We start from the raw sequence: 19215 nt of genomic DNA, 5'->3' as shown, positions 1-19215 counted from the left end.
CAACTGAAGAGATTTCACGCACCACCGTGGCCGCACCGCTCCCCGTGCTGACGCAAAGCCCCAAGCACGGTATCCAGTACGGCCACCGCCCCTGCCTTGTCCAGCGGTTCGTTGCCGTTCCCGCACTTCGGCGACTGAACGCAGGACGGGCAGCCCGTCGGGCACTCGCAGGAGACGATCGCCTCCCGCGTTGCGGCCAGCCACGGGACAATCGCGGCATAACCGCGGTCGGCAAATCCCGCACCCCCGGGATGCCCATCGTGCACGAACACCGTTGCCTCCCCGGTGTCCTCGTGCCACGCGGTAGAAACCCCGCCGATGTCCCAGCGGTCGCACGTAGCGAACAGCGGTAGCAGGCCGATCGCCGCGTGCTCGGCGGCATGCAGGGCACCGGGGACGCGCGCCGGAACCAATCCGGCGCCCCCCGGTGCTCTGCCAGCACCCCCGGTCCCCACCGGCGCCCCACCCTCGGCCCCGACCCGAGCGCCCCCGGTCCCCACCGGCGCGACGGTCGAACCCGCGGTTTCAGGAGCAGCTTCGATCCCCACCGGCTCGAGGTCATCGGCCTCGATCCGCGCGCCCCCGGTCCCCGTCGGCGCGATGGTCGCACCCACGGCCTCGTCACGAGCACCCTCGGTCCCCGCCGATGCCACCTGCACCGCAGGCGACTCCTGTACCGGCCGGCCCTTGTCGACTTCCGGCGACACTTGCTCCGTCTGCCCCGGCTCCATCCGGCTACCTCGCCCGGCATTCGGCACGTGAGCGCCCGAAGCCGCGATGCCGGCCTCGTCCGGCTCACACTCTTCCTGGCCGCGGGTGGCTGGCGTCGAAGCGCTGTGGTCCGCGGCCGAAGCTTCCGGTTCCACCCGAGCGCGTTCGACCCGCGCAGAAGCTGCAGCGTCGGACGCCGTCTTCCCGGCGGTCCCGACCGCAGCGTCTCCCGCCCCCGCCCCCGCCGGCGCGACCGCACCGGGCCGAGCCGTGCCCACGACACCGGTCCCCACCCGATAAGACGGGCCGAGCAGATCGCTGGTGACCGTGTACCAGACGGCGCGCGTGTGCAGGCTTTGTTCCGGCAGGTCCAGCGGGGTGTGGTCCAGCACCTCACCCGACGGGCGGCGGCGCAGGTAGCCGACGACCTGCGACGTCACCGCGACCTCGCCCAGGCTCACCGTGACGCCGCCGTGGGTGCACTGCTCCTGGGTGGACAGCACCGAGATGTCCACGACCTCCCGCGGCGACGTGTGCCAGTCCGGGTCCTCGGCGTGCACGAGGGCGAGGCCGGTCTCGAGGTCGAGCTCGTCGACGACGTACGACGAACCCTGGTGCAGGTACACCGCACCCGGGTGCACCGCGTAGCAAGCCGACCCCGGGTCGACGGTGCCGAGCATGCGCCCGGAATCCGCCTCCACCACGGCGATCTGGTCGCCGCCCGAGCCGCGGATGCCGACTTCCGCGTGGGGGCGGTCGCGGGCGGTCCAGTACCAGCCGCTGGACCGGCGGCGCAGCAGCTTCTCCTCCGCCAGGTCCGCGAGCACCGCCCGGGCCGCCGCACCGCCGAACATCGGCAGCTCCGGTTCCGTCAGAGGCAGCTCCGCGACCGCGCACGCGAGCTGCGGCCCGAGCACGTACGGGTTCGTCGGGTCGAGCACGGCCGTCTCCACCGGACGCTCCAGCAACGCCGCCGGGTGGTGCACCAGGTACGTGTCGAGTGGGTCGTCGCGGGCCACGAACACGACCAGCGCCTCGTCGCCCGAGCGGCCCGCGCGTCCGGCCTGCTGCCAGAACGATGCCAGCGTGCCCGGGTAGCCGGCGAGCACCACGGCGTCGAGGCCCGCGATGTCGACGCCGAGCTCCAGCGCGTTGGTGGTCGCCACCCCCAGCAACCGGCCGGACAACAGCGCGGCCTCCAGCGCGCGACGCTCCTCCGGCAAGAACCCGGATCGGTACGCCGCAACGGTTTCCGCCAACGCAGGGTCCACTTCGGACAGAAGGCGCCGCGCGCCCAACGCCGTGAGCTCCGCCCCGCGCCGCGAGCGCACGAAAGCCAGCGAACGCGCGCCTTCCACCACGAGGTCCGTGAGGATCCGCGCCGTCTCCACGCCCGCCGAACGTCGCACCGGCGCGCCGTTCTCGCCCGTCAGCTCGTCGAGCAGCGGGGGCTCCCACAACGCGACCGTCCGCGCACCCCGCGGCGAAGCGTCCTCGGTGACCGCGGCGCAAGGCAGCCCCGTGAGCCGTGAAGCGAACTCCGCCGGCGAAGCCGTCGTCGCCGAGGCCAGCACGAACACCGGCGACGCCCCGTAGTGCGCCGCCACCCGCCGCAGCCGGCGCAGCAGCAGCGCGACGTGCGAACCGAACACCCCGCGGTAGCTGTGGCACTCGTCGACCACCACGTACGCCAGGTTCTTGAAAAACCTGGTCCACCGCGAATGCGACGACAGGATGCCGCGGTGGAGCATGTCCGGGTTCGTGAACACCCAGTTCGCGTGCGCGCGTACCCAGTCGCGCTCGGTCATCGGGGTGTCGCCGTCGTACGACGCCGCCCGCACCTCGGGGACGTCCAAAGAGGACACCGAACGCAGCTGGTCAGCGCCCAGCGCCTTGGTGGGCGAGAGGTACAACGCGGTCGCCGCGGAACCCGTGGCCAGCGCGGACAGCACCGGCAGCTGGTACGCCAACGACTTCCCCGAAGCCGTGCCCGTCGACACCACCACATGGGACCCCGCGTGAGCCAGCGAAGCCGCCTCGACCTGGTGTTTCCAGGGAGTCTCGAGTCCGGAACCCGCGAACGCCGACACGACCGACGGCGCGGCCCACTCCGGCCACGCCGCGAAACCGGCTGCCCGCGCGGGAAGCTCGGCCACGTGCGTGACCGGGTTCTCGTTCACCGGGACCCCCGCCGTGACCCGGCTGAGCAGCCTCCGTCCTCGCTCGACCACGTGCCGCAGCTAAGCACAGGGCACCGACAAAACCGGCGCCAGATCGATCAAGTGAGCAATCACACAAGGTCACGGAACGTACTGTCACCGGGACGCGTTGCACGGCTGCTGAGCACTACCAATACACTCCCGCAATCCACACCCTCTGTGGCGATCGTCATGTGAGACGTGCATTGCCCGCACGGCTAGCGTGTCGCTCGGTACAGATCCCATGCCAGTGCAGGCACGCCGGGTACGACGAGTCCGCATTGGCCAACGGCGTTCCCAGGAGGACGAATGTCCCGGCAGTTCCTCGCGGAGGGCGGTCTCACGCTCTCCGGGGGTGGCTACACCATCGTCGGTGTGGTCGCCGTGGTCGCCCTTGCCGCACTCGCCATCGGTTACGTGCTGCTCAGGGAGGTGCTGGCCGCGGGCCAGGGCACCGCCAAGATGCAGGACATCGCCAAGGCGGTGCAGGAAGGTGCGGCCGCATACCTGAAGCGGCAGCGCAACACCCTCGCCATCTTCGGCGTAATCGTGTTCCTGCTGCTGTTCGCGCTCCCCGCCGACGACTGGAACGAGCGCATCGGCCGCTCGATCTTCTTCCTCGTCGGCGCGGTGTTCTCGTTCACCATCGGCTACCTCGGCATGTGGCTCGCGACGCAGGCGAACCTGCGCGTGGCGGCCGCGGCGCGCGAAGAAGGCGGCCGCGAGATCGCGATGCGCGTGGCGTTCCGCACCGGCGGCGTGGTCGGCATGATCACCGTCGGCCTCGGCCTGTTCGGTGCCGCGATCGTCGTGCTCGTCTACACGGGCCAGGCCCCGAAGGTGTTGGAGGGCTTCGGGTTCGGCGCCGCGTTGATCGCGATGTTCATGCGTGTCGGCGGCGGCATCTTCACGAAGGCCGCCGACGTCGGCGCGGACCTGGTCGGCAAGGTCGAGCAGGGCATCCCCGAGGACGACCCGCGCAACGCGGCGACGATCGCCGACAACGTCGGTGACAACGTCGGCGACTGCGCCGGCATGGCGGCGGACCTCTTCGAGTCCTACGCGGTCATGCTGGTCGCCGCGCTGATCCTGGGCAGCTCCGCCTTCGGTTCCAGCGGCCTGATCTTCCCGCTCATCGTGCCGGCCATCGGTGTCATCACCGCCGTCATCGGCGTGTACATCACGAAGGCGCGCGCGGGCGAGGGTGGTCTCGTCACGATCAACCGCTCGTTCTACATCTCCGCGGTGATCTCCGCGGTGCTGTCGGCCGTCGCGGCGTTCGTGTACCTGCCGAGCAGCTTCTCCGACTTCGGTGCGGAGTTCGCCGGCAACAGCGGCAACCCGGCGGTCATCGCGACCGTCGCCGTGATCATCGGCATCGTGCTCGCCGCGATCATCCTGAAGCTCACGGGTTACTACACCGGCACCGAGCACAAGCCGGTGCAGGACGTCGCCAAGACGTCGGAAACCGGTGCCGCCACGGTGATCCTGTCCGGCATCTCGGTCGGTTTCGAGTCCGCCGTGTACACCGCGCTCGTGATCGGTGCCGCCGTGTTCGGCGCGTACCTGCTGGGTGGCGGTGTCGCACTGTTCGCGGTCGCGCTCGCCGGTACCGGCCTGCTGACCACCGTCGGCGTCATCGTCGCGATGGACACCTTCGGCCCGGTCTCCGACAACGCGCAGGGCATCGCCGAGATGTCGGGCGACGTCGACGAGAAGGCCGCGCAGATCCTGACCGAGCTGGACGCGGTGGGCAACACCACCAAGGCCATCACCAAGGGCATCGCGATCGCCACGGCGGTCCTCGCGGCCACGGCGCTGTTCGGGTCCTATTCGGATGCGATCACGAAGGCCGTGGGCGGCACGGGTGCGTTCATCGCCAACGTCGTGAACCCGTCGACGCTGGTCGGCGTGATCGTCGGCGCGGCTGTGGTGTTCCTGTTCTCGGGTCTGGCCGTCAACGCGGTTTCGCGTGCGGCCGGCGCGGTGGTGCAGGAAGTGCGCCGCCAGTTCCGCGAGATCGCCGGGATCATGGAGGGCACCACGCGGCCCGAGTACGGCAAGGTCGTGGACATCGTCACGCGCGACTCGCTGCGTGAGCTCGCCACGCCGGGTCTGCTCGCGGTGTTCGCCCCGATCGCCGTGGGCTTCGGCCTCGGCACGGGCGCGCTCGCTGGCTACCTGGCCGGTGCGATCGCCACCGGCACCCTGATGGCGATCTTCCTCGCCAACTCCGGTGGTGCCTGGGACAACGCCAAGAAGCTCGTCGAAGACGGCAACCACGGCGGCAAGGGCTCCGACGCGCACGAGGCCACCATCATCGGTGACACAGTGGGTGACCCGTTCAAGGACACCGCGGGCCCGGCCATCAACCCGCTGATCAAGGTGATGAACCTGGTCTCCGTGCTGATCGCGCCGGCGGTCGTCTCCCTGACGCTGGGCGGCGGCGCCGACACCACGTGGCGCATCGTGATCGCGGTCGTCGCGCTGGCGGTCATCGTCGCGGCGGTCGTCGTGTCCAAGCGACGCGGCACGGTCATCGAGAACACCCCGGCGGAGGCGAAAGCCTGATCCGCCGTATCGAACACCGTTTCGGGGCCCGGCGCGCCGCTCGCGTGCCGGGCCCCGGCGTGTCGGTAATTGCTCCCGCACTCCGGTGGGTGACTTGCGAATGATTCTCGGATCGGTACGGTCGGGGGCACCTGGACGTCGACGGGCAGGAGGTGTCGCGGTGCGGCCGCGGTCGACCGTTCTAGCCGCGCTGGTCACGGCACTCGGGATCGGCCTCGCCGGCTGCGGACAGCAGCCGCCGGTGTCGCAGACCCACAGCGGTGGGCAGGCGGACCCCTCCAGCCAGGCCGACCCGGCCGCGAGATGGGCGGACGGCTACTGCTCGGCGGTCACCCACCTCGTGCGCACGCTCGCGAACCTGCCGGCGATCGACCCCAGCTCACCCGAACAGGCCTCCCGCACCTCGAGCCGGCTCCTGGCGTCCGTCGTCGACGGCATCGACCAGACCGTCGAGGGCCTCGACCGCGTCGGCCCCCCGCCGCTCCCCGGCGACGACCAGGCCCGCACCGACCTGCTCAAGCAGTTCTCGTCCGTCCGCTCGCGGGCCGACACCGCCCGCGAACGCCTCGACACCGCCACCGACGCTGCCACCACCAAAACCGCCCTCGGCGACGCCCGCGCCACCCTCGACGACGTCTCCGCCCTCGACGTCCTCCACGCCCTCAACGCGACGCCGGAACTCTCGGCCGCCGGGAAGCGGGCACCGGACTGCCAGCAACTGGTGGTGCCGCCGGCGCCACGGTGACGGCGCTGTTGAGTTGGGTGGCTGGGGTAATTAGGGGTTGATTGGCGCGCAGATCGCGGTGGGGTGCGGTGACGCCGGTCGCCGCCATCGGTCTGGCAGCTCGGGCCCCTGCCGGTGAGCGCGACGCCGCTCGGCGGCCCTGTTCCACGGTGCTCCGCGAGACGTGCCCATCCGCGGTCGGACTGTTGAGCCAGCCGGCGGTCGGCTGCTGCGCGAGTGGCGGTGAGCCGGTCGAACGCCAGCCGCTGCCGCTCGTGAAGGCACGTCGAGCAGTTCGCGACCGCTGCCGATGAGCAACGCCCCCCGGCGGCAACCCTGACCCGCGGTGCTTCGCGAGACGTGACCGGCCGCGGTCGGACTGTTGAGCCAGCCGGCGGTCGGCTGCTGCGCGAGTGGCGGTGGGCTGGTCGAACGCCGGCCGCTGGCCGTCGTTGGGACTGGTCGAGCAGCTCGTGCCTGCGTCCACTGAGCGACAGCGGCGCCCGGCGGCGACGGTGCTCCGCAAGACGTGAACGCCCGCGAACAGCCGGCTGAGCTAGTTGTGATGTCCGGGGACGTTGTTCTCGGTTGAGGTGAGGTCGGCCTGTCGTGCAGACAGGCGAAGGCCTCCGGTTGTGAAGTGGAGCTGTTGAGGAACCGCTTCACCAACGGGAGGCCTTCGTGTCCCACCCTAATGCTGCGTTGACCCCGCGGGCCCGGTTGCGTCTTGCTCGGTTGATTGTCGAAGAGGGCTGGACCGCGACTACTGCGGCGAGAATGTTCATGGTCGCGCCGCGCACGGCCGGCAAGTGGGCCGCGCGGTATCGCGCCGAGGGTCAGGCGGGTATGGCCGACCGCAGCTCCCGGCCACACCGCAGCCCGGCTGCAACACCTGAGCAGCTCGTGCGCCGGATCGTAGGGTTGCGGTGGCGGCAGCGGTTGGGGCCCGTGCAGATCGGTGGCCGGCTGGGTATGCCCGCTTCCACCGTGCATGCGGTTCTGACCCGGTGCCGGATCAACCGGCTTGCCCGCATCGACCGGGTCACCGGAGAACCGTTGCGTCGCTATGAGCACGACCGCCCCGGCTCACTGATCCACGTCGACGTGACCAAGTTCGGCAACATTCCCGACGGCGGCGGCTGGCGTTACGTCGGCAAACGGCAGGGCAAGCGCAACCGCACGCAGACCGCTTACCGCACCGGAGAACGCGACAGGCACCACGGACCCAAACTCGGCACCGCCTACCTGCACACCGTCATCGACGACCATTCCCGGGTCGCCTACGCCGAGATCTGCGCGGACGAGACCGCCGCGACCGCCATCAGCGTCCTGCACCGGGCCGTTACCTGGTTCGCCGACCGCGGCGTCACCACCGAGCGAGTGCTCTCCGACAACGGCTCGGCCTACCGCTCGTTCGCGTGGCGCGACACCTGCACCGCTCTTGGCCTCACCCACAAGCGGACACGGCCCTACCGCCCGCAAACCAACGGGAAGATCGAAAGATTCCACCGCACCCTGGCCGACGGCTGGGCCTACGCCCACTTCTACAAGTCAGAAGCCGACCGTCGAGCCGCCCTACCAGCCTGGCTCCACTTCTACAATCACCACCGACCCCACAGCGCCATCGGAGGCCACCCACCGATCACCCGGCTGACCAACCTCCCTGGACATCACAGCTAGTCGACGGTCGGCCGCTGCGCGAGTGGTTGTGAGCTGGTCGAACGTCGGTCGCTGCCATTCATGGGACGCGTCGGCAGTTCGCGCCTGCGTTCGATGAGGTGCATTGACGCCGGTTCCGAGCCTGGTGTGCGTGGCGTGGCCGACGAGCGTCGGGGGATGAGGTAGCCGGCGGCTGGCCGCTGAGCGGGTGGCCGTGAGTTCGTTGGAAGGTCGGCTGCTGCGCGACTGGCGGTGAGCTGGTCGCTGCCGGCGAGCTGCGGCGGCGCGTGGTGCATGCCCTGTGCCGAGGCATCGGGCGTGACCGGCCGCGTCACCGCGGACCAGGCGAGTGCGCCCGCGCTGACTAGCTCTCCAAGTCCAGTTCGGTCGTCAGCCGGATCAGGTAGGTGGCGAAGCGTTGGCGGTCGGTGGGCGACCAGGTGGCGGTGAGGTCGTTGAAGGTTCGGCGTTGCCATTGGTGCGAGGCGTTGAGCAGGTCGCGGCCGCTGTCCGTGAGTTCCAGTGATGCCCGGCGGCGGTCGTGGCCCGAGGTGCCGCGGGTGAGGTAGCCGGCGGCCGTTGCGTCGCGGACCATGCGGCTGGCGCCGGAGTGGTCGAGGCCGAGGTGGTGCGCCACGGTCGCGACGGTCACCTCGTCGGTGTGCTCGCTGCCCGTGTCGACGGCTTCGACCGCGAGGATGTGCTGCACGTGGCTCATCTCGCCCGTGAGTTCGGTCGATGTGCGCACGGTCCAGCGCCGGGACCAGTGCCTGACCAGGCGGAACAAAGCGGGGCCGGCTTCGGTGAGGGGTGGCGTCACAGCAGCCACCCTACCTTGACTGTGTGCGATTCGCATGCATAACGTGTGCGATATGCACATAATTTTCCGTGGCCGCAACGCCGCGTTCGCCGCGCTCGTGCTGGGGATGCTGATGGCTTCGCTCGACACGAGCGTGGTGGTGGCGGTGCTGCCGTCGATCGGTGCGGACCTGGGTGATCCGGGCTCGGTGGGTGGGGTGACGGCGGCGTACCTGCTGGCGGTCGCGGTCGCCACGCCGGTGCACGGGAGTCTCGGTGATCGGTGGGGGCGGCGGCGGATGTTCGTCGGCTCGGTGACGACGTTCGCCGTCGGGTCGGTGGGGTGTGCGCTGGCGCCGGACCTGGCCGTGTTGATCGGGTTTCGCGCGGTGCAGGGGCTGGGTGGGGGCGGGCTGATCGTGGCCGCCGTCGCGGCGATGGCGGAGCTGTTCGATCGCGACGAGCTGGTGCGGCGGCAAGGCTGGCTGACGGCGGTGTTCGCCGTGTCGTCGATCGGTGGGGCGCCGTTGGGTGGCCTGTTGGCGGCCGTCGCGGGATGGTGGTCGATCTTCCTGATCAACCTTCCGATCTGCGTTGTGTCTTTATTCCTCGGGGCTCGCTCGGTGCCCGGGACGCGACCCGCGGGCCGAATCCGGTTCGATTGGGCGGGCGCGGTTCTGGTCGCGGTCGCCGGTGGGTGTGTCGTCATGCTCGGCAGCGGCGGCAGCGGTGAGGCGCCCGTCCTGGTGGCCGTCGCGCTGGTCGCGACCGTGGCCTTCGTGCAGGTCGAACGGCGTGCCACCGCGCCGCTCGTTCCACCCCGGCTGTTCGCCGACGCCGGCCTCGCGCGGAGTGTCGCCGTCACGTTCCTGACAGGTGTGGCGTTGTTCGGCAGCTTCACCTATGTCCCGCTCGCCCTCGGCGACGCGCGCCCGGTGGCCACGGGCCTGCTGCTCCTGCCGATGAGCGTCGGACAGGTGCTGGCGACGACGGGCTTCGCGGTACTCGCCCGCAGGTGGCCGAAGGTCACGGCGTGGGGCCGGTTCGGCCTGGTCCTCGGCGTGGCCGGACTCCTTGCCACGGCGGCACTCCCGCTGCTGGACCCGGCGAGAGTCGTCGGAGTCGTAGGGCTCGCATGCAGTGGCGCCGCGCTGGGCCTGTCCATGCAGGCCTACACCCTGCTCGCGCAGTCCTGGGCACCGAAGGACATCCTCGGCGCCGGCATGGCCACGCTCACCTTCGCGCGCCAGATCGGCGGTTGCCTCGGCATCACCGTCTTCGGCCTGCTCACGCTGCCCGCGGTGTTCCTCGCCGCCGCCGCCGCGATGGTGGTGGCCGTGGTCATCGCGCCGCGCGGAGCCGACGAACGCGCATCGGCATGATCGCTCGATCGGCGAAAATCCGCCGCACAACCCTCGCATCCGATCGAACTTGTGTTCTATCATGATCCGCGTGGATCGGACGATCTCGCTGTTCTCCGCAGACGCGAGCGGCCCGGGGCTTTCGGACCTGGCCGGCCTGCTGTGCTGCCAAGGGCAGATCACCGGCTTCGGGCGCACGGCGGCGCGGCTGTCCGTGGACGTTGACGAGCAGTGGCGCGCCCGGGTGCTGGCGCGCGAGTGCCGGCGGCGCGGGGCCGATGCGCAGGTGGCGGTTCGGGAGTGCGGGCGGCCACAGGTGCGCACGTCGTTCCGGGTCGACCTGCTGCCGCTGTCGGTGCAGTGGCTGCGGCGGGGCTGCTCGGGTCCATCCGAAGACGATTCGGGCAAAGCGCTGCCCGAAGGCTTCCGGCTGAGCGGCGCGATGCTGCGCATGTGGGCGCTGGCCGCTGGGCGGCAGGGGCCGTCGGGCTACCTGCTGGGTATGGACCCGCTGGCGCCCCACCTGCACGACGATCTGCTGGCCGCGCTGGCACCGCTGGGCGTCCACGCGCGGTTGCTAGGGCCGAAGGCCGAGGAGCCTGCCGCGCGGTTGACCGGGCGGCGCAAGCTCGACGGGCTGCTGGAGCTCATCGGCGAAGCGCCCGCGGGCGCGGAGGCCGCGTGGCCCGAGCTGCCGGAGCTCCGCGAGGAAACCCGGCCCGAACGCACCGAAGGGGACTCACGTCGCGGCGGAGGCGGCGAGAGTCCCCTTCAGTATTTGCTGGGCGACGTCCTGGAGGCCGTCGGCTAGGGCTTCGGCAGCGTGCACCCGGCCCGGTTGAGGTCGATTTCGCTCGCCGCCGTCAGGCACGCGGGAATACCGAACGTCTCCTCGCCGTACTTGGTACCGGGATGCACGGTCACGTTCCCGGATCCGTCGACCTCACACGGGTTGTCGAGCGTGCAGCGCTGGCCGTCGTCGTTCGACGTGTTGTTCACGCCGATGACCTTGCCGGTCGCGGTCTCGACGATCGGGGAGCCGGACGTGCCGCCGATGGTCTTGCACTCGGGTGTGTAGCGGATCGAGTCCTTCCAGACCCAGCCGTTCTCGTGCAGCTCGTGCACGAACCCGTCGATCGAGCAGGAGTAGATGGTCTTCCAGTAGCCCGAGACCACGTCGATGTGCGTGCCCGCGGCCGGGTGCGCCGCCACCAGCTCGAGCGGGGAGACCCGGTACTTCTGCTTGATCGCCGCGTACGTCGTGTCGAGCTGGTAGAGCGACACGTCCGTGTCGGTCATGGTCGCGTACACGACCTTTTTGGCCCTCAGCGTCCCGAGTGAACTTTTGCCGTCCGACGACAGAAGGCTGAAGGTCCGAGTGGACCGCCGGCCGACGATGACCTCGCCGGGATCGGGGAAACCCGACTCCAGGCAGTGACCGTTGGAAAGTACGAGCGCGGGTGCCGTGTCCGGCGTTCCGGCCGGTTTGACGACCGAGCCGGAGCAGTTGGACAGCGCCACCGTGCCGGAGAACGTGGTGGTCGCGGCGCTCGCCTCGGGGGCGGTGACCAGGGCAAACGCGGCCACGGCCGCGAGCACGCCACCGAGCAGGCGTCGGGTCATGGTGGTTCCTTTCGGCTCGACGAGGTAGTAAGTGAAGCGGTGCCAACGTCGGGTCCACCACCGTCGAACGGAGGGTATCGGCGTGATCGCGAGATACCCTGCACGGCACGTGTCCGGAATCACGTGCTAGGTGTGGAGAGGAAACATCGCCGAGGTCACAGGCGATCCGACGGGCAGGGGCCGGGCGGCGTGTCAGGCCACCTAGCCGCTACGCGGCCGGTGCGGGCGTGCACACTGGCAGGTCGAAGACGCGGGCGCAGCACCCCTCGTCGAGGGGTAAAAGATGCCGCCGCCATCGAGGGCGATGGCGCGGGGATGAGTGGAGAGCAGGGCAGCGTGGCAGGAGCACGGACCAAGAAGGACGGCACCGGGACGAACGGCGCCGGGACTCGGCGGCTGGTGATCGTCGAGTCGCCTACGAAGGCCCGAAAGATCGCCCCCTACCTTGGCGGCAACTACGTCGTCGAGTCCTCCGTCGGGCACATCCGCGACCTTCCGCGCGGCGCGGCCGACGTGCCGGCCCAGTACAAGGGCGAGTCGTGGGCGCGCCTCGGCGTGGACATCGACAACGACTTCAAGCCGCTCTACATCGTCACGCCGGACAAGAAGTCCAAGGTCACCGAGCTCAAGGGCCTCCTGAAGGACGTCGACGAGCTCTACCTCGCCACGGACCCCGACCGCGAGGGCGAAGCCATCGCGTGGCACCTGCTCGAGACGCTCAAGCCCAAGGTGCCCGTGCGCCGCATGGTGTTCCACGAGGTCACCGAGCAGGCGATCCGCGCGGCCGCGGATGCCACCCGGGAATTGGACGTCGACCTCGTCGACGCGCAGGAGACCCGCCGCATCCTCGACCGCCTCTACGGCTACGAGGTCTCGCCGGTCCTGTGGAAGAAGGTCATGCCGAAGCTCTCGGCGGGCCGCGTGCAGTCCGTCGCGACGCGGATCGTGGTCGAGCGTGAGCGGGAGCGCATGCGCTTCACCTCGGCTTCGTACTGGGACATCTCCGCGACGATGGACGCCGGCGAGGACGCTTCGCCGCAGACGTTCCCGGCGCGCCTGGTCGGCGTCGACGGCGCCCGCCTGGCCACCGGCCGCGACTTCGACTCCGACGGTCAGCTCAAGGGCACGGCCAAGGAGATCCGCGTGCTCGGCGAGGCCGAGGCGCAGGCGCTGACGCAGGCGCTGGCCAACCGCGACTTCACCGTGTCCAGCGTCGAGGAGAAGCCGTACACGCGGAAGCCGTATGCGCCCTTCATGACCTCGACGCTGCAGCAGGAAGCGGGCCGCAAGCTGCGCTTCACGTCCGAGCGCACGATGCGGATCGCGCAGAAGCTGTACGAAAACGGTTACATCACCTACATGCGTACCGACTCGACCACGCTGTCGGAGTCGGCGATCTCGGCCGCCCGCAGCCAGGCGACGCAGCTGTACGGCAAGGAGTACGTGTCGCCTTCGCCGCGGCAGTACACGCGCAAGGTGAAGAACGCGCAGGAAGCCCACGAGGCGATCCGCCCGTCCGGTGAGGTGTTCCGCACGCCGGGCCAGGTCGCGGGCGAGCTGGACTCCGACGAGTTCCGCATGTACGAGATGATCTGGCAGCGCACGATCGCGTCGCAGATGGCCGACGCGAAGGGCACCACGATGTCGGTGCGCATCGTCGGCACGGCGACCTCGGGCGAGGAGTGCACCTTCGCCGCTTCGGGCCGCACGATCACCTTCGCCGGCTTCCTGAAGGCCTACGTCGAGGCCGTCGACACCGAGGCCGGCGGCGAGGCGGACGACAAGCAGAGCCGCCTGCCGGTGCTGGTGAAGGACCAGGGGCTGACCGCGTCCGACCTGTCGGCCGACGGCCACACCACCTCGCCGCCCGCGCGCTACTCCGAGCCGAGCCTCGTCAGCAAGCTGGAAGAGCTGGGCATCGGCCGCCCGTCGACGTACGCGTCGATCATCAAGACCATCCAGGACCGCGGCTACGTGTGGAAGAAGGGCTCCGCCCTGGTGCCCTCGTGGGTCGCGTTCGCCGTGATCGGCTTGATGGAGCGGCACTTCGAGCGCCTGGTGGACTACAACTTCACCGCCGGTCTCGAGGACGAGCTCGACCGCATCGCCAACGGCGACGAGCAGCGCGTGGAGTGGCTCCAGAAGTTCTACTTCGGCGGCGACTTCGGCGTGGAGGGCTCGGTCGGGCGGCTCGGCGGGCTGAAGAAGCTGGTCGACGGAAGCGTCGAGGGCATCGACGCGCGCGAGATCAACTCGATCCCGCTGTTCAACGACGCCGACGGGCACAAGGTCGTCGTGCGCGTGGGTCGCTACGGGCCGTACCTGGAGCGCGAGGTCGACGGCCAGTCGCAGCGCGCCAACCTGCCCGAGGACCTGCCGCCGGACGAGCTGACGTCGGAGATCGCGGAGAAGCTGTTCGCGACGCCGCAGGAAGGCCGTCAGCTGGGCGTCGACCCGGTGAGCGGGCACGAGATCGTGGCGAAGGAAGGCCGCTTCGGCCCGTACGTCACCGAGGTGCTGCCCGAGCCCGAGCCGCTGCCCGAGGGCGCGACGGCCGCGCAGAAGAAGGCCGCCAAGGCGAAGCAGCCGAAGCCGCGTACAGGCTCGCTGTTCAAGTCGATGTCCATCGAGACGATGACGCTCGAAGACGCGCTGAAGCTGCTGTCGCTGCCGCGCGTGGTGGGCAAGGACCCGGAGTCGGGTGACGAGATCACCGCGCAGAACGGGCGCTACGGGCCGTACCTGAAGAAGGGCACGGACTCGCGCTCGATCCAGACCGAGGACCAGCTGTTCTCGATCACGCTGGAAGAGGCGCTGAAGATCTACTCGGAGCCGAAGCAGCGGGGCCGCTCGGCCACGGCGAAGCCGCCGCTGAAGGAGCTCGGCGACGACCCCGTGTCGGGCAAGCCGATGGTGGTCAAGGACGGCCGCTTCGGCCCGTACGTCACTGACGGCGAGTACAACGCGACGCTGCGGAAGTCCGACAGCATCGAGGAGCTGACGGCCGAGCGCGGCGCGGAGCTGCTGGCGGAGAAGCGGGCGAAGGGCCCGGCCCCGAAGCGCCGCACCACGACGACGCGCAAGGCGCCGGCGAAGTCCACGGCGGCGAAGTCGGCTTCGGCCACGAAGTCGGCCGCCGCGGCGAAGACGACCACGGCCAAGAAGGCGCCCGCGAAGAAGGCGAGCACCGCGAAGGCCAAGTAGCAGGCGGAGTTTCCGTCGGGGCCACCCGAGACTTTCGGGTGGCCCCTTCTTCGCGTCTGGGGGACGTTTCGATGCAGGAGACGCGGCGTGCGCGGGCGGCCGTTTCGGTGGTGTTCGCGGTGTGCGGGGCGGCGTTCGCCACGTGGGCCGCGCGGATCCCGGCGGCGCAGGCCCACGCGGGGCTGAGCGCGGGGCAGCTGGCGATCGGCTTGTTCGGCCTCGCGGCCGGGTCCGTGGTGGCGCTGGTGGCGGCCGGGCCGTTGCTCACGAAGATCGGCAGCCGGCGGGGTGTCGTGGCCGGGGCCACGGTGCTGTGCGCGGGCCTGCCGCTGGCCGCGCTGGCGTCGGACCTGGCCGCGTTCGTGGGTGCGCTCGTGGTGCTCGGCGTGGGCAACAGCCTGCTCGACGTGTCGATGAACGCCCACGCCGCGCGCGTCGAGGAGGCGTACGGGCGGCCGATCTTCGCGGGGTTCCACGCGTTCTGGAACGTCGGCGGGCTGCTGGGCTCCGGCGTCGGCGCGCTGCTGGAGCGCGTGCCGATCGGGGTGCACTTCACCGTGACCGGCGTGGTGCTGCTGGTGGTTGCGCTGGCCGCGTCGACGCGTTTCCTGCCGGGCGCCGACCGCGGCCAGGGCGACGCGGCATTCGCGCTGCCGGGCAAGGCACTGATCCCGCTCGGGGTGATCGCGTTCTGCGGCTTCGTGGCCGAGGGGACGGTGAACGACTGGAGCGCGGTTTACCTGCGCGACGTCACGGTCGCGTCGGCTGCTCTGGCGTCGCTGGGGTACTTCGCGTTCTCGATCACGATGATCGCGGTGCGGGTGGTGGCCGACCGGCTGGTGGCGAGGTTCGGGGTGGTGCTCTTCATGCGGGTGGCGACCTTGGTGACGGTGGCCGGGTTCGTGCTGGTGGTCGCCGTGCCGGTGCCGGGGTTCGCGGTGGCCGGGTTCGCCGTGGTGGGACTCGGGGTGTCCGGCATGGTGCCGCTGGCGTGGAGCGCGGCCGGCCGCAAGCAGCCTTCCGCGCCGGGGCGCGCGATCGCGGCCGTGGCGGCGTGCGGCTACTTCGGCTTTCTCGTCGGGCCGGTCCTCATCGGCGCCCTGGCCGGCGGCATCGGGCTGCACTGGACTTTGGGCGTGGTCGGCGCGCTGGTGGTGTCGGTGTACTTCCTGGCTCCGACCATGCGGGCGGCCCCGGTTCCGGCCCGCTGACCGACCGTTCGGCGCAAGGTGGCGGCGAGTCGAACAAAAGTTCGAAAAATTGTCGGTACCAGGGTGTTCAATGGAGGGGTGAGTTCAGCGACCGCAGTCTTCGACGTCATCGACGAAGTCATCGCGCCGCTCCGGGCCGAGGTTCCGGAGCGGCCGTCGGTGATGGAGTTCTACGACCCGCAGTTCACGGTGCCACCCGTGCTGGAGGGGGTGGGTGGTTCCGGTTCCGGTGGTTCGGGGCCGCCTGGGAGCCGGGGTTCTCGTGGCCCGGGGTCCCGTGGTGGTACGGATTCCGGAGGCGATGGGGAGGCCGGTGGAGGTTCCGGCTCCGGTGCTGCTGGAGGCATGAGCTTTTTCGGAGGCTCGGAGTCTCGGGGCGGGTCGGGGTCGTCCGGCGGTGCGGATGGCTGGGGCCTTGGCTCGGAGGGCTCGGGGCAGCCTGGTGCCGGGGACGCTCGGGGCGGTTCGGGGTCGGCGGAAGGCCGGGATCCTCGGGACGGCTCGGGTCGCTCGGGTGAGTCCGGGGCGCGGGGTGACTCGGGAGGTGCCGGGGCTGACGGTGCTTCTGGGTCTTCTGGGACCTCGGGGACTTCTGGGACTTCTGGGTCTTCGGACTCGGAGGAGCTGAGCCTGGCCGACCAGGTGCGGCAGTCGTTCGGGCCCACGCTGGTGCCGTCGTTGATCGAGGAGATCGAGCAGTACACGCGGTTCGTGGCCGGCATGGCCGAGCTCGGCCTGGTGCCCGAGGGTCAGGTGACGGCGGAGGCCGTGGGGCTCTACCGCGTGCTGCGGGGCGGCTTCATCCGCGGCGTGGTGACCGGTGTTTTCCCGGCGCGCCCGGAGCCGTGGGAGGTGCGCTTCTTCGGCGACGAGGACTACACCACCGTGATGAGCAAGCTGGGCCGCCGCGCGCGGCTGCGGTCCGGCCTGCTCAGCGCCCTGCCGGGCTGGGTGTTCGACGGGCTGCCGGACCGTCCGCCGGGGCCGGGGCCGGCCATCCGCATCGAGACCGACCGCAGCGGCCTCGTCCCGCGCGCCGCGTGGGGCTCGCTCGACGTCATCCGCGCGGCCGTCGCCCGCCCGCGCCTCGGCACGGTGCTCGTCGACCTGGCCGTGCGCGACGCCGTCCTCGCCGAGTACCCGCACGGCGCCTTCGGCCTCGTCGACAACGACCAGGGCCGCTACCAGTTCCGCGCCGCCGCCCGCCCCGACGGCGGCTGGCTCATGACCTGGGAACCCGCCACCCGCACCACGGCGGAAGCCTGGATCGTCGAGGCGGTGCGCAACCATGCCTGACCCGCACGGCACCCGGCCTGGGCCTTCGGGCATCGGGAACGGAGGTGAAGGCGACCGGCATTGAGGGTGCCTGGCCGACCCGCTGGAGCCACGCGCGCCGCTACGGCTCCGGGCTTGCTCGGCGGTCGCCTCGCCGCCGTCCCGGCCGAGCACAGCAGACCGGCGCAGCATCCACCTGAACCGGGACTGCGGACTGTGGCGGATCGGGGTCCGCCGGGCGGGTGAGCTTGGCCTGATCGCCGGCCGAACGGGAGGTGTGGACCGTCGTCGCGGCTGAGGCGGTTCGGCGGCGAAGCTCGACCCGTCGCCGACCTGCGATCGCGGACGGCGGCGAGGCAGGTGCTCTCCGGGCGGTCGATTCAGGCCTGGTCGCCGACCGAGCAGGAGGTGTCGACTGTCGTCGCGTTTGACGTGGTTCGACGGGGCTGAGTTCGACCCGTCGCAGATCTGGGATCGCGGACGGTGGCGAGGCAGGTGATCGCCGGGCGGTCGATTCACGCCTGATCGCCGGTCGGGTGAGAGGTGTCGACTGTCGTCACGGTTGAAGTGGTTCGGCGGCGGCCGAGCTCAATTCGTCGCAGACCCGGGATCGCGGATTGTGGCGAAGCGGATGCTCGCGGGCGGATGAGCCTGGCCTGTTTGCTGGTCGGGTGGGAGGCGTCGACTGCCGTTGCGCCTGAATGGTTCGGCGATGGCTGAGTTCGGCCCGTTGCTGCCCCAGGATCGCGGATTGTGGAGAGCCAGGTGCTCTCCGGGCGTTGACACGCCTGATCGCCGGTCGGATGGGAGGTGTCGACTGTGGTCGCGGCTGAGGTGGTTCGGCGGCGGCGAAGCTCCGGCCCGTCGCCGAGCCGGGATCGCCGACTGTGACGAGGCAGATGTTCGCCATGCGGTCGAGCCGGGCCTGAGCGCCGGCCGGGTGGGAGGCCCGACTGTCGTCGCGGCTGGAATGGGCCGTCCACGCCCCAGCCCGCCGGCCACGATCGATTACGAAGAGTGCCCGATCTCGTGACCGGTATCACCCCTGCACGTCGCTTTCGGCGGTCGACCGGGGTGGCCGTGGCCTGCAAACTGCTGCGGGACCGTCCGGTCGGCGGCGTGGCCGCGAGCGTTTCTGCGGCCATTGGGCGGATGCGGGAGCCGGTAGTGTCGCCGACACTGGAAGGCGAGGACATTCCGTAGTGAGGTGGTCACCATGAGCACGAGCGGTGGGGCTCCCTTCTTCAATGCCCCCCAAGGCACGCAAAGCGCCCCCAACGCCAACGCCCGCAGCGCCCCGCAGCCGGAGCGCGACGGGACGCTGGACGGCAGCGTCGGCGGGGAGCGGTTTGCCGATCCGCTCGCCGGGCTGGTCACGGCGGCCGAGGCGGCGCCCGCGGCGTCGGCGGACGAGTCGCGGCCGTTGCCGACCGCGCGGCCCGTGCAGCACGACCCCGAGGCCGTGAAGCGGATGGTCGAAGCCGCGCTGCGGGAAGAGGCCGCGCGCACGCCGCAGCCGAGCCAGTCGTCGGCCGAGGAGAAGCCCGACGGCGTGCCGCTCGGGTTGCTGCCGCGGCAGCGGACGTGGCCCACGCGCGCGCCGCAGCTGCTCAAGCGGGTGCCGCGGCCCCGGCCGAAGGCGAAAGCCGAGGTCGCCGACGACGACATCGAGGCCGAACTAGCCGAACGGCAGGCCAAAAAGCGCGGTCTGCCGAACATCGGGATGCCGAACCTGGGCCGTCCGTCGACGAGCGCGGCGGGCGTGATCCTCGCGGTCGTGCTGCTCATCGTGTTCGTCGTGATCGCGCTGTACATGGTGTCGAGCCTGGTCAGCAGTGTGACGGGCCTGTTCAGCTGACGTCACTCCACCACCGCCACAC

The 19215-nt window shown here is 70.6% G+C and carries 13 protein-coding genes; 10 read left to right on the top strand and 3 right to left on the bottom strand.

Annotated features, from left to right (window positions below; genetic code table 11):
- Positions 1-14 precede the first annotated feature (14 nt).
- Positions 15-2891 carry a DEAD/DEAH box helicase gene (locus ACQPXB_RS46555; protein WP_432848408.1) on the bottom strand — a complete coding sequence of 959 codons (2877 nt, stop codon included), beginning with the start codon at positions 2889-2891 and terminating at the stop codon, positions 15-17.
- A gap of 327 nt (positions 2892-3218) precedes the next feature.
- Here ACQPXB_RS46555 and ACQPXB_RS46550 point away from each other — a divergent pair, with 327 nt between their 5' ends.
- The 3 genes from ACQPXB_RS46550 (at position 3219) to ACQPXB_RS46540 (ending at position 7884) form a co-directional block, all read left to right on the top strand.
- Complete coding sequence (locus tag ACQPXB_RS46550; protein ID WP_366588811.1) at positions 3219-5480, top strand: sodium-translocating pyrophosphatase; 2262 nt, start codon at positions 3219-3221, stop codon at positions 5478-5480.
- Between the two features lie 160 nt (positions 5481-5640).
- Complete coding sequence (locus tag ACQPXB_RS46545; RefSeq protein WP_386944721.1) at positions 5641-6225, top strand: hypothetical protein; 585 nt, start codon at positions 5641-5643, stop codon at positions 6223-6225.
- A gap of 660 nt (positions 6226-6885) precedes the next feature.
- Entirely contained in the window at positions 6886-7884 is a 999-nt protein-coding gene (locus ACQPXB_RS46540) for an IS481 family transposase (RefSeq protein ID WP_432848405.1), read from the top strand.
- 343 nt (positions 7885-8227) lie between these two features.
- On the opposite strand, the gene ACQPXB_RS46535 is transcribed toward ACQPXB_RS46540, so the two are convergent.
- On the bottom strand, positions 8228-8683 hold the full coding sequence (locus ACQPXB_RS46535; RefSeq protein WP_432848403.1) for a MarR family winged helix-turn-helix transcriptional regulator: 456 nt from the start codon (positions 8681-8683) through the stop codon (positions 8228-8230).
- Between the two features lie 52 nt (positions 8684-8735).
- Here ACQPXB_RS46535 and ACQPXB_RS46530 point away from each other — a divergent pair, with 52 nt between their 5' ends.
- Positions 8736-10043, top strand: a complete 1308-nt coding sequence (locus ACQPXB_RS46530) for an MFS transporter (protein ID WP_432848401.1) — start codon at positions 8736-8738, stop codon at positions 10041-10043.
- Between the two features lie 70 nt (positions 10044-10113).
- On the top strand, positions 10114-10833 hold the full coding sequence (locus tag ACQPXB_RS46525) for a hypothetical protein (protein WP_386944726.1): 720 nt from the start codon (positions 10114-10116) through the stop codon (positions 10831-10833).
- On the opposite strand, the gene ACQPXB_RS46520 is transcribed toward ACQPXB_RS46525, so the two are convergent.
- Positions 10830-11645 carry a S1 family peptidase gene (locus tag ACQPXB_RS46520; protein ID WP_432848399.1) on the bottom strand — a complete coding sequence of 272 codons (816 nt, stop codon included), beginning with the start codon at positions 11643-11645 and terminating at the stop codon, positions 10830-10832. The genes ACQPXB_RS46525 and ACQPXB_RS46520 overlap by 4 nt on opposite strands.
- Before the next feature lie 315 nt (positions 11646-11960).
- Between ACQPXB_RS46520 and topA the strand changes: the two genes are divergently transcribed.
- The 5 genes from topA (at position 11961) to ACQPXB_RS46495 (ending at position 19193) form a co-directional block, all read left to right on the top strand.
- Positions 11961-14849, top strand: a complete 2889-nt coding sequence (gene topA / locus ACQPXB_RS46515; protein WP_366588797.1) for a type I DNA topoisomerase — start codon at positions 11961-11963, stop codon at positions 14847-14849.
- Between the two features lie 71 nt (positions 14850-14920).
- Positions 14921-16060, top strand: coding sequence for an MFS transporter (locus ACQPXB_RS46510; protein WP_432848396.1), 1140 nt, complete (start codon positions 14921-14923; stop codon positions 16058-16060).
- Between the two features lie 642 nt (positions 16061-16702).
- Entirely contained in the window at positions 16703-17356 is a 654-nt protein-coding gene (locus ACQPXB_RS46505; protein WP_366588841.1) for an ESX secretion-associated protein EspG, read from the top strand.
- A gap of 996 nt (positions 17357-18352) precedes the next feature.
- Positions 18353-18538 carry a hypothetical protein gene (locus tag ACQPXB_RS46500; protein WP_432848394.1) on the top strand — a complete coding sequence of 62 codons (186 nt, stop codon included), beginning with the start codon at positions 18353-18355 and terminating at the stop codon, positions 18536-18538.
- A 13-nt stretch (positions 18539-18551) separates the two neighbouring features.
- Positions 18552-19193, top strand: a complete 642-nt coding sequence (locus ACQPXB_RS46495; RefSeq protein WP_432848392.1) for a hypothetical protein — start codon at positions 18552-18554, stop codon at positions 19191-19193.
- The last annotated feature ends 22 nt before the right edge of the window (positions 19194-19215 follow it).

It is taken from the genome of Amycolatopsis sp. CA-161197, assembly GCF_050942255.1.
Classification (GTDB): Bacteria; Actinomycetota; Actinomycetes; order Mycobacteriales; family Pseudonocardiaceae; genus Amycolatopsis.
Note: the sequence above shows the minus strand (reverse complement) of the source record. Positions and strands in the feature narration are given on the sequence as shown.